Below are 12,319 nucleotides of genomic sequence, written 5' to 3'. Positions count from 1 at the left end.
TATGATCATGTAGAAGGGGTTTTACTAATGTTCAGCTCTGCAATGATATGCGTGTGGGACTAGACGGGTCACTGGCCATCTATCTGTCCAACAACTCGCATACACATATGGCGCCCTGAATTATTGAAAAAATCTATCTGGCGCATCAACCGGATAGCGGTACTGCCACGAAATCAGAATCTGGCCTATGGGAGTCAAATGTTGAATGCCATCTATGCCGAGGCCAAAACACAACACATTGATCTCATTACAAGCGCCTTTGGTGCAAGTCCAGTACTCCTTCGATTTTGGCAAAAAAACCAATTCACGCCCATTAAACAAGGGGTACAAGTTAATGCTGTATCGGGGCGTGTGACTGCTATTGTCGCTCGCTCCGTGCAGCACAATGCAATGAAGGACCTATGGCAGCACATACAGTGCAATTACTCGCTTTTACAAGCATGGAATGCATTGGTCTCTAATGGAAAAATAAGTACTGAAGATGACAGTGGAAATGAACATGAGAGTGGACATACAGATGGTCATGGAAATATTTATGAATATGGACATCCATCTACGCAAGAACTACATTATGAGCAGGTATTAACACATACCATCAATATGCTTCATCAATTTATTCACAACAAACGCAGTCTCGATTATGTGGATATGTATATATATAAATTTATCCACATAGACCAAGTAGGCTCACATATCACTCAATCAAATATTCTATGGCAACGGTATCATGTTGGAGTCGTCATAGAAGCACTTATTAAAGAATATAACTTATCAGGTAAGAATGAATACATATCAAAGATAAAAGAAGCTGTCAGAGGGCTTTTATCTAGAACGAGTAATTTAAAAGCAGAGTAATTCGACAACAAAGTCATTTAATAGCTAAACAATTTAATAGCAGAGCGATTTAACAGCAGAGTTATTTGATAGAAGAATACTACTAGAGTAAGTACAGATAAGAAAAAAGCGACTAAAAAGTCGCTTTTTTATACTGTGAACAGATATTATCAATTAAATATTGATACCACGGTTCTTAGCTTTTTCTTTAATGTAAGGCGCCCATGCTTCTGCATTACGCTTCATTTGCTTAGACTTCTTCGCTTCCAATACATACTTATATGCAGTACGGAATTTGTTTTGATAGAAGTTAGCTTCCATTAATGAGAAATGTACACGACCTGGATCTTCAATACCAAACTCTAAAGATTTTTCGAACGCAACTACAGCGCCTTTATAATCTTCAGCTGACATCAATAATAACCCTTGCTTACGATATAAATCAGCATTGTTTTCAAAACGTGCTGCAATTTCATAAAACTTCGCCGCATTTTTGTGGTTTTTAGCTGAGTGATGCGCATTCGCTAGTAACGAATAGTTCGCTTCATTTTTCTCAATCGTACCATTACCAATGTATTTCTCTAGGATTTGAGTGGCTTTGTAAGGAATATCATTCGTTGAATAAAGCTGTGCAAACGCTTTAAATTCAGAAGCTTTTGATAAATATCCTTGATTATATGCCATCTCAAATGTCGATAACGCTTTCTTATAATCTTCCACTAACATGTAGAAGAAACCAAGTTGAGTCCACCAACGCGGTGTATCAGAGAACTGACGAACAAGTTCTTCTGCCACTTTTACCGTGTTTGGATAGTCTTTACGCTCATAGTAAGACGTTAACTTTAATACATAAGGGTTTTTGTTAGGCTTGCCTTCTTTGGTATACAAAGCAATCGCACTATCAGCAGGAGCAATGATTTTATCTAATTGCTTTAACTCATAAAACGCTTGAGCCATACGTGTGTAAATAGCTGGATCTTCTTTACATGTAAAATCCATCCACGCTTCGTACCATTTAACCGCATCAGCATACTGTTTCTCTTGAAGGTTTAAATCACCTAAAAGACGCAAAGTATCAGCATGTTCACGGTCGTTCAGTACTTTCTCTGATACTGACGCCGTTAAGCGCTCAGTAGCTTCTTTCGCACGGCCTTTCTCTGCAGCCAATAAGTTACCTACAAAACGGTTAACATATGCTTGGTCAAAGGTATCTGAAGTTTCAATATCAATGAGTATTTGTATTGCATCGGCAATTAAATCTTCATTGTATGCTTCAAATGCACGTTGTACTTTTTTACCAACACGCTCGCCTACGATTTGCGTTTTGCCACGCTCATAACCTGGACACATTACCGGTAAAACAGGCTTTGGTGCAGGTTGTTTTGCGGCTGCATTATCTTGAGCTTGGGCCACATTTGCAAATGCAAATGTCGCTGACATCGTGGCTGCTGTAATCGCTACTTTAATTAAATTCTTCATTATGATTTATCCAATTTAAAGTCCAACTGAACCTTCATATTAAATTGTTTTTGAGGTTTCCCATCAACAATTTTAGGCTTGTATTTCCACTTACGTAAAGCACGCTTAGCTTCACGGTCAAAAACACGTTTTGGATCAGCTTCGGTGACACTTACATCTTCAACACCACCTACTTCGTTAATCGTAAATGTTAAGCGAACCCAACCTTCTTTACCATCACGAGCAGCTTGTACTGGATACTTTGGTTCAATACGAACGATAGGTGTAGCATCACCGTCACGACGCATGGCACCAACACCACCCAAGTTAATGCCTACACCACCAGTATCAATACCAGGGACATTTAGACTAAACGCATCTGCATCTGGGTCAACATCATCCGGCTCAGTTGGCTGCATTTTAGGCGGCTGTTGAGGCGGAGGAGGTGGAGGAGGCGGTACACGATTACGCGTCTGCGTCTCGTCATCCGGCTGACTCATTACGATATCAATTACAGGTGTGTCTGGCACTTCTTCCGCTGGGCGGTTAGTGTTTTCAATTAATTTCGCCATAACCACGAACAACGTAAAAGCTACACCGGCGCCAATTAAAATAGAAACTATAAAACGTCCCATTGATTAACCCCTTGTTGCGATTGAAATCTTATCGATTCCCGCATCTTTAACTTGGTCCATGATCTCTACGACTAATCCATGCTTTGCTTTCACATCCGCTTGAATAATGACGTAATCGGTTGGCTGTTCAGTTAACAAACGTTCAACATTTGCACGCACTGAATCAGCCGCCACTTGGCGCTTATCTAACCAGACATCGCCATCTTCAGTCACCGCAATAAAGATGTTGGCATTTTTTGGCATAAAAGCTTCAGATGCTTCTGGCTTATTTACCTCAATACCGGCTTCTTTTACGAAAACTGTCGTGACGATAAAAAATATCAGCATGATAAATACGATGTCCAACATCGGCGTCATATCGATCGCTGCATCTTCTTCTTCTACTCTGACTTTTCGAGCCATAATAATCTCTCTCTAGTGATGAGGCAGGCTATCTACCAGTTTTTCACGAGCCATCTTCGCTTTTGCTTCTAAGCGTGAACTCACAAATAAACCTGATAATGCCGCAACCATTCCTGCCATAGTAGGGATAGTTGCCATTGAAATACCTGCCGCCATCAAACGTGCGTTCCCTGTACCTTGAGTGGCCATTGTTTCAAATACAGTAATCATTCCTGTTACTGTACCTAGAAGACCAATCAATGGACACATGGCCACTAACGTTCTAATAATCAACATACGTGCGTTAAGCGCGTCTGACGCTTCTGAAATCCATGTATCACGGATTCTATGCGCATACCATGAAGTAGTATCTGCTCGAGCATCCCAGCGAGCGATAATATCACTCTTTACTTTTGGAAATACTGATGTCAAATACCAATAACGCTCAACCATTAATACCCACATAAGGAAGAGCGCGGCAGCGACGAAATACAATACGTCACCGCCGGTAGCGATAAAGTCCCTGACAGATTCCCATAATCCAATCAGGTAAATCATCTACGCTTTCTCCGACTCTGCATGAGTTGCAACGATGCCTGCCGTTTGTTCATCTAAGATGTGAACAATTGACTTACTACGTCCAGCTACAATGCTATGCGTTAAGATTAATGGTAAGGCTGCGATGATACCCTGAGCAGTCGTAACAAGTGCCATTGAGATAGAACCTGCCATGATACGTGGGTCACCAGTACCGAATAATGTGATTTGCTGGAACGTTGCAATCATACCAAGTACTGTACCTAGTAGACCTAATAACGGCGCAATCGCTGCAAAAATCTTGATGATATTGATACCAGAGTCAATTGAAGGTAATTCACGAAGAATTGCTTCATCAAGCTTAAGCTCTAGATTTTCAGTATCAGCTGATTTGTTGTCATGATAAACCTTTAAGATACGGCCTAATGGGTTAGCATCAGAAGGGTTAGCAGCATTTTTAAGCTGTGCACTGATTTTGCTAGACACTAGCGATAATGCAACTAACTTATATACACCAATTAATAGACCGATAGCTAGCATCACTGTGATGATGTAACCCACGATACCACCTGCGTGATAACGTTCCATCAACGTTGCTTTTTGCTTTAATAGACCTAAGATTGAACCACGTGAAGGATCAACATACACTGGCACAAAGCCTGAGTTTGCTGCACGTAAATCATCAGCTGAAGATACCATATGGCTATCTGGTTGACGACCTAAAGGCACTACTTGATCATTGGCATCATCATATACTAAATAACCCTGTTCGCCGATTAAGTTGAATGTACCAACACGCACAACTTCTTGTACAGCAGAACCGCCATCAAGGCTGATAACGTTAGTAGTGAACTTAGAAATACGACCAGATTCAGTCATCTCAGTTTGTAATGCAAACCATAAGTCTTCTAATTCTTTGATGTTTGGTAAGCCTTTAGACTCTTCAGACATACGTGCTAAGAACACGTCACGGCCTGGGAATTCAGCACTTACGATTGAAGTAGAGATACGACCATATGCTTCAGAAGATGCCTGACGTACCACACCGAACATTTCACCTAGCGTACCTGTTGCTTGATCTAATTCGATTGCTTTTTCAGATAATGTCACTTCGTTATCAGCAAATTGCTTCGCTAAACGATCGCCACGGTCTTGTTCTGCTTTTAATTCGCGCTGAGCACGATTTAATAATGCTTGCTTATCAGCACGTGCTGATTGGAACTCTTTTTCACGCGCAACATTTTGGCGAGCTTCAGAGACACGATTTTTCTTAACTTGTTCAAGTAATTGTTCAAGTGATTGAGCTTCTTGCGCTTGAACTGAACATGATAGTACAGCAATTGATGCTGCAGTCAGTAGCGTTTTAACTATTGTTTTCATTATGGTTACTCCGCCGATGCTGCTTTGATTGGAAGTTTGATTAGGTCTGCAGGTACTAAGTTACGAGCCATACGAACGGCAGTAACAACTGAACCTAGGTATTCATCACCTAATTTTTCCCATGAACGAGCTTCATTATCCCATACCCATGCATTCTTTTGGTCAAGTGATAAAGCTAATAATGCAGTACGACCTAAGTTAAAGAAATCAACAGTAACCGTAGTACCATTATCGTCAATCTCACCTTGGTAAGCTTGGATACGTGCACCGTATTCGTTTTCAATTTGGTATGCTTCGATGACCTGACGGAACTGCTCAGAAACAGTTACGTTTGAGTTAGTCATGATTGTACGAAGACGTTCAACACGTGCTAAACGCTCTTCTAAATTGATTGGCACATCAAGTTTAACGAACTGCTCTAAAGAATCAATCATGCGGAACATTAGCGGAACAATGTTTTGCTTAGTTTCTTCAATTGAATCAATTTGGCGTTGTAACGAATCAATGTTGCGTTGCTGATCAGCAACAAGACTAGCAACATAATCGTTATAGACCTTTAAGTTTTCAGTTTCATCAACTACTGCACGATATTCAACCAACAATTCCTGTGATTGCTCGAATAAAGAGTTAATTTTTTCTTGAGATTTTTTTGCAGCAACGTGAATTTTAGCTTCTTCTTTATGAAGAGCATTCAACGGATCTGCTGAAACGACCGAACTGTTTGCTAATGCGAATGCACCGATAACAGTTGTCGCAATAAGAGTTCTCTTGCTCATTTTGGACATAATTCCCAACCAATTTAGTGTTATTTTATGTTTCACTTACGTAACAAATACACGTAAGTATGTAAAAAACGTTATATAAGTAGAATGAATAATGGGCACAATCCATGCCCATAACGATTAAATGATCACATAATAGACGGTGTTAATCAAGCTCACATATCATTAACAAGTTAAATAAATATGTTGACACACATACTTTCTGTAACAAATCCGTCATATTCTGTAATTTTATTTCAAATGCTTCGCTAAGAATGATTCCATCTGATTATAAAAATCATATTTATTCTTATCTTGCTGATAACCATGACCTTCATCACGTACCATTGAAATATAAGGTTTACCGATGCGTTTTAAGTTTTCAGATAACACATCATATTGTTCCATTGGCACACGTACATCTTCTCGACCGTGTGCAATAAATAAATCTGCTTTAATTTTATCGACATTTAATGCTGGGGAAAATTCACGTAAACGTTCATTATCTGTCCCTACGACACGATCTAAATATTTACGGCCAGACGCTCGAGATGGTACATCACCTGATTTTTTAAACTCAAGTAACGAATATACGCCCACATAGCCTATCCCGCACTTATACAAGTCCGGCTCACGTACAAGACTTTGTAACGTCCCATAACCACCATAAGAACCGCCATATACACACATTTTATCTTTATTAGCGAACCCCTTGTTGATCATCCACATTGTTGCATCAGTCATGTCATTGATCATCTTGCCGCCCCATTCATTGTAGCCCGCTTCCATAAATTCAGTGCCATAACCACCTGAACCACGGAAGTTGACTGAAACGACGGCATAACCTCGGCTTGCTAAGAATTGTGCTTCACGATTCCAGCCCCAATAATCACGTGGTCCATGAGGTCCGCCATGAATGATTTGTACCATCGGCCAAGGCGCTTCACCTGTCGTCGGCAATACGTAATATCCATTCAATGTTAACCCATCACGCGCATCAAATTTAAAGGGCACCATCTCAGCCATCATCGCTGGATCAATTTCTGATTTAGCAACATCCAATAAAGAAATGCTGGGTTTTGAACCATCTAAACCACGATTGAATAAATAAAATGCGCCTGGATCACGGTCAGAAGATAATGTGAAGACCAATTGATTGCCATCTTCAGTAAATGAAGAGATGCGTACATCAGTCTTCTCATCATCGACACCAAATGTGGCATATAGTTGCATCATAATCTTTTTCATTTCACTATCATCAGATAGGAATACTAAGCGATTATAATCAGGAGAAAATGAAACCGCTTCTAATGCACCATTATACATTGTTCCAGTACCAGAGATTTCAGCTACCGTTTCTTCATGTACTAGCTTTGTTGCTAGCGTTTGCATATCTACAGAATAAATACTCGGCACTGTTGTTTCATAATCAGAGGCCACATACGCTAATGTACCTGCAGCATTAAAGCCTAATAAGTTTATATTACCGCCTTTTTTATAAATGGGTAACTTCACTTTCTGCCAATCAGCATTATTGGATTTCTTTAAATAAAATACAGTATCGCCTTTACCAAATTCATCATCATCGTCTTCTTCATATGAAAAAGCAAAACGCGGATTACCATCAACATCTGTAATGATTGATTGCGCACCTCGAGGTTCACCACCAATCCATTTTTCTTTGCCGCTTTCAATATCAATTTCAAATAACTTTGCTTGACCACCATCAGCGTAATGGCGGCGTTGCACCAATATTTTATCAGGCTTACTAGGCAACATATTCAGGATACTATATTGAACACGTTGCGGTACGGTTAACTGGCGGCCATTGCTACCATCTAGATCAAACGCAACATAAATGGATGCACTACCACGAGTATCAAGATAACCTACAAATTTCTGATAAGATAAAATAATGCGGTCATTACGTGGCCACATAACACTCCCAATCCGCATAAACTCACCAAAGTTTATATTCGCTTTTACTTGAGTTAATCCTGTATCCATAATCGCAACGCTATTTGATGTCCCTGTATCGTATCGTACCGCTAGATGTTTACCATCAGGAGAGATAGACATATTTGAAAATTTAGCATCTTTGAAAAATGCTTCCATTGGTATACTTGATGGTTCTGTTACTGCTGTTTGTGCTTGTACAATACCTATCGATAACATCAAAACGACAATGATTGACCAAATTCGCATATCGAATCCTTTTATTAGTTTATTTTATGCCCGAAAATGCATACGCAATTGGGCGCTCGTTATACGTTAAAAGCTCAAGTGAGTGTTCGTTTACAAATTGTGCTTTGTGGCTATTAGTAGCAAAAAATGATTTTGCTTGTGCTGCAGCATCAAGTTGTTGCATTAAACGCTGTGATTGTGCAGCTATCGCATCAGCTAACTTGTGTAAACACTCACATATAACGACTACTGACGTATTAAACTGTAAAATGTTAAACACATTTTGTCCAATCAATTTCACATCTTCCTGAGCTTTTCTATCCACACTATGTAATTGGGCATTTAAGCCTTTCAAGCAATGCTGTTTTATTTGTTCATAATTCATTGATGACAATGACTGAGATCTGACAAAAAATCGACCTGGAGTAATCTTTCACTCACATTGATAGTGATCTGAGATTGCAGTGAGATAATACTATCAGGGTGGTGTAATAGACAATGGAGATGGCCATTTGGGACAAGTACTCTGGAAATTTCACTCATTGATTGGTGAAGGTCACTATATTCAAGCCCATACATACTGACTGCTTGATGAACACTATTAGCGGATAAGGGTAATGCATGCATATCTGCTTGAATATGTTCAACACAAGCATGAGCGGTCTGACACTGAATATGGGCAAAATCTATATTTTGCCATGAAGCAATAGTTGGTTGTACGAATTGGCAAAGATATAAGTGACTTAAGGCTCCATTACCAGCACCTAAATCAATGACATGATCATTTGTATCAAACTGGGAGAATATGTGTGCCCAATAATCAGCGATAATCCCGTAAGGACCTTCACCTGACTCATATTCATGCAAAAAGGAATTCGCAGTAGTGTGCGATTGCCAATAAGACTGCCAAGGTTGTTGTGACATAACACCTTCTTCATCACGATAATATTTAAATGACTAAAATTTTAGCATAAAAAAAGCGAGCCTAAGCTCGCTTTTTGAATTAGTTAACTAATCTTAGAAAGATTGAGTATAACGAGCGTAAACATAACGACCATAACCGTCATACAAATTGAAGTTATAATCACGGCCGCCGAATGCGAATAATGGTGGTTGCTTACCGCCAATATTTTGCGAACCTACAGATACCTTACCACCCCAAGGTGCGTTGTAGTTAACTTGTAAGTCGTTAGTAATCCAGCTTGGTATATGTCCGATTTGTTCACCATCTACTGTATCTTCAGAAGTACTTGCGATGACGTTCATGTTCCAAACAATATCGAAATCACCTATTGAATATACGTTAGAGAAAACACCACGATACTCTGGCGTACCAGCGTCATCGACGAAGTTTCTGCCACCGTCAGTAGAAAGATTATTAGTGTATGTAAAGGTTAAGTTTTGGTTTAATGAACCGATTTCATTGAAATCGAAACGTGTATTGATGTTGAAATCAAGACCATCAGTTTCCAATGTCCCATCATTACCAAAGCCTCGGGTTACAGATTCAACAGCATTTGTCGCCGCATTACGTACAACAGAGAAATCTGAAGGAATTGAATCACCTGCACGCACACTGTCGATAATAAACTGTGAAGAAAAACCTCGGATACGGTTTTCAATTTCAATATTAAAGTAATCAATTGAGAAATCAATCCAATCTGCAGCTTCATAAGCAACACCAATAGCGTATTGTGAAGATGACTCTGACTCAAGACCTGGATTAGCAATAACAGTCGCATCAATTTGCGTGCTACAGTCATCATCTTGTCCGATCGAACGACATGTATCAACATCACTAACTGAATCAGCAGAGAAAGATGGCTGTTGAGTTAATATATCAATTGTCGGTGCGCGGAAACCTTCACCATATGAACCACGAATGACTAATTCATCAGTTGGGTTATAACGAACAGATACTTTTGGCGATACGTCTGAACCATAATCTGAATATTTGTCACGACGTAGTGCAGTTGTGATTTCTAATTCGTCAGAATATGGGAATACTGCTTCTACATATGCCGCAGATGCTTGACGGCCACCACCTGCAGAATTACCTGCAGAACCACCTATTGCACCACCTTCAGATAATGAATCATATTGATCACGATAAAAGATATCACGCCACTCACCACCTACAATAGCGACAGCAGTCCCTCCATCCATTTCAAATAAATCAAATTGAACTGAACCAAAAACTTCATCAGTATTGTACTCACCAACGCGTGAAATAGTTGCTTTCATTGAATTCAATGTATCTGCACTATTTTCTAGTGGATTTCTGATATCGTACCTTCCACTGTTAAAATATTCTGTAGCAATAGGAGTAACGACATAGTTTCTGCCGATATCGAAAGTTTTAGATAAATTACGTCGCACACCGAAATCAACTAGTATACCATCGATATCACCTTCAAAGCCCACTAATAAATCAGAAGTCGTGTTTTCTACATCACCATCGCGAGTTCCTAATGCAGCAAAGCGGTGACGTACGTTAACATCTTGATTATCACCACCAATGGCAGCACCAAATGCTGAATCATATAGTGGATTAACAGAACCATCCGATAATGTTGGGTTAGTTGGATTGTTAGGGCTATCTGCTGAGACTCGAATACGTGCAAGAGAGGGCGCATAACGACCAAATGAATTAGTTTTACTAACATTCATGTTAGAAAATACTGACCAGTCATCATTAATTTCATAACGCGCGTTTAAGAATAACGCAACATTACCTGTAGATGCTTCATCCGCTGATACTTGACCGAATTCATACAAACATAGTTTCTGTTCTCCAGCAGTGTTTGGAAGTGCTGCACCAAAATCTGTTAATGAGTAAGCAGAGTTTTCATTACAACCACCAGGAACCGCTGTTCGGGTAGTCAACGGGATGTTTTCAAAGTTATTTGAGTTAACTGATACTGCATTACCAGAGTCATACCATGGGAAATCACGTGCAAAAATTATATCTCGCTTGTTCCATGATACTCCACCAAGAATTTGACCTTCACCAGAAGAAGCTCCGAAGATGATTGAGCCTTCTTCACGGTCGCCGTTTTCGTGCTCAATTTGACCAGCACCAAGTTTCATTTCGACACCGTTGAAATCTTTACGAGTGATGATGTTAATTACACCACCGATAGCATCAGAACCATATACTGCTGATGCTCCATCAGTCAGGATTTCGACACGTTCGACAGCTGCTGCTGGGATGTTATTCAAATCTTGTGAAGAACCAGTAGAAGGTGAACGTGCTAAACGACGACCATCAACAAGAACTAATGAACGGCTTGCACCTAAACCACGTAAACTGATTTGAGAAACACCTTGTGCAGATGAACCAGACTGTGGACGGAAAGAACCAGAAGAGTTAAAAGATGTGTTACGTAATAAATCGGCTACAGAAGTTTGACCTGAAAATTCAATCGCTGCACGATCGATAACAGTTACAGGTAAAGCACCTTCCATATCTGCACGCTTGATACGTGAACCAGTTACCTGGATTTTCTCAACTGCTTCCGCTTCTGCTTCTTCAGTTTCTTGAGCTACTGCAGCAGTAGATAGGCTTAGGCCTGATACGGCACCAAACGCAATCGCTAACTGAATAGACTTAGCTAGTTTCGTGTTTGTAAACATTTATATGTCTCCCTAGAGCACTACATTTTTTGATAGTGAATGTATGTCGCTGAACGACTTTATTATATAAATCATGCTAAAGCCTTCAATATCTAGGCCTTAGACTACTAATTCGCCGACATAATAGTCATATTTTATCGGTTTGGTCAACCATATGTTTGTAGATTTCTTAAAAAGTTCCGTAAATTAATATTATTTTTCAGACATCGAAAAATTAAAAAACTTTTTCATTTACAATTACTTAACACGTTTTTATTTTAATATGTCTGTATTTTTAAATAACTTAGAAAAAAACATATGACATTCGACAATTTACTTTAAACTGGTAGGATTTGTAAAAATACGGTGTAATTTACTGCATTCACAGAGGATATTGGGTGGTAAATCTCCAGCCACATCCGCGCACATGAGTCTTTTGCTACGGCTGCTCCCTTCCGGGCCTGACCGAGTTCACAAAATAGCATTGCGAGAGGACCAGAGACTTACCATTGAAGACGCGCATTATGCCTAGCG

General features: G+C 39.7%; 11 protein-coding genes and 1 other RNA gene. 1 reads left to right on the top strand and 11 read right to left on the bottom strand.

Going from position 1 to position 12,319, the window contains the following annotated elements; genetic code table 11:
• The first annotated feature begins 198 nt into the window (after window positions 1-198).
• Window positions 199-855: a GNAT family N-acetyltransferase gene (locus tag G2999_RS06510; RefSeq protein WP_010179953.1), complete on the top strand. Its 657-nt coding sequence runs from the start codon at window positions 199-201 to the stop codon at window positions 853-855.
• A 153-nt stretch (window positions 856-1,008) separates the two neighbouring features.
• Here the strand turns inward: G2999_RS06510 and G2999_RS06505 are convergent, their stop codons facing one another.
• The 11 genes from G2999_RS06505 to ffs form a co-directional block, all read right to left on the bottom strand.
• Entirely contained in the window at window positions 1,009-2,313 is a 1,305-nt protein-coding gene (locus tag G2999_RS06505; protein WP_010179951.1) for a lipopolysaccharide assembly protein LapB, read from the bottom strand.
• Window positions 2,313-2,927, bottom strand: a complete 615-nt coding sequence (locus G2999_RS06500) for an energy transducer TonB (RefSeq protein ID WP_010179949.1) — start codon at window positions 2,925-2,927, stop codon at window positions 2,313-2,315. The genes G2999_RS06505 and G2999_RS06500 overlap by 1 nt, the downstream gene beginning before the upstream one ends.
• Before the next feature lie 3 nt (window positions 2,928-2,930).
• On the bottom strand, window positions 2,931-3,329 hold the full coding sequence (locus G2999_RS06495) for a biopolymer transporter ExbD (RefSeq protein ID WP_010179947.1): 399 nt from the start codon (window positions 3,327-3,329) through the stop codon (window positions 2,931-2,933).
• A 12-nt stretch (window positions 3,330-3,341) separates the two neighbouring features.
• Window positions 3,342-3,866: a MotA/TolQ/ExbB proton channel family protein gene (locus tag G2999_RS06490; RefSeq protein WP_010179945.1), complete on the bottom strand. Its 525-nt coding sequence runs from the start codon at window positions 3,864-3,866 to the stop codon at window positions 3,342-3,344.
• Complete coding sequence (locus tag G2999_RS06485) at window positions 3,867-5,225, bottom strand: MotA/TolQ/ExbB proton channel family protein (protein ID WP_010179943.1); 1,359 nt, start codon at window positions 5,223-5,225, stop codon at window positions 3,867-3,869.
• 5 nt (window positions 5,226-5,230) lie between these two features.
• Window positions 5,231-6,001 (bottom strand): DUF3450 domain-containing protein, encoded by a 771-nt coding sequence (locus G2999_RS06480; RefSeq protein ID WP_010179941.1) that lies wholly within the window; start codon window positions 5,999-6,001, stop codon window positions 5,231-5,233.
• Between the two features lie 237 nt (window positions 6,002-6,238).
• Window positions 6,239-8,191, bottom strand: a complete 1,953-nt coding sequence (locus tag G2999_RS06475; protein ID WP_010179938.1) for a S9 family peptidase — start codon at window positions 8,189-8,191, stop codon at window positions 6,239-6,241.
• A gap of 19 nt (window positions 8,192-8,210) precedes the next feature.
• Entirely contained in the window at window positions 8,211-8,555 is a 345-nt protein-coding gene (locus G2999_RS06470) for a hypothetical protein (protein WP_010179936.1), read from the bottom strand.
• A complete protein-coding gene (locus G2999_RS12645) occupies window positions 8,552-9,094 on the bottom strand; it encodes a class I SAM-dependent methyltransferase (RefSeq protein WP_010179934.1) in 543 nt (180 codons plus the stop codon). The genes G2999_RS06470 and G2999_RS12645 overlap by 4 nt, the downstream gene beginning before the upstream one ends.
• A gap of 93 nt (window positions 9,095-9,187) precedes the next feature.
• Window positions 9,188-11,806 (bottom strand): TonB-dependent siderophore receptor, encoded by a 2,619-nt coding sequence (locus G2999_RS06460; RefSeq protein ID WP_010179932.1) that lies wholly within the window; start codon window positions 11,804-11,806, stop codon window positions 9,188-9,190.
• A gap of 383 nt (window positions 11,807-12,189) precedes the next feature.
• Window positions 12,190-12,286: signal recognition particle sRNA small type (gene ffs / locus G2999_RS12825), an RNA gene on the bottom strand.
• Between the last annotated feature and the right edge of the window lie 33 nt (window positions 12,287-12,319).

Origin of the sequence: Glaciecola sp. HTCC2999 (assembly GCF_000155775.1) — a bacterium.
GTDB lineage: Bacteria > Pseudomonadota > Gammaproteobacteria > Enterobacterales > Alteromonadaceae > Opacimonas.
This window is presented reverse-complemented; position numbering and strand designations above follow the sequence as displayed.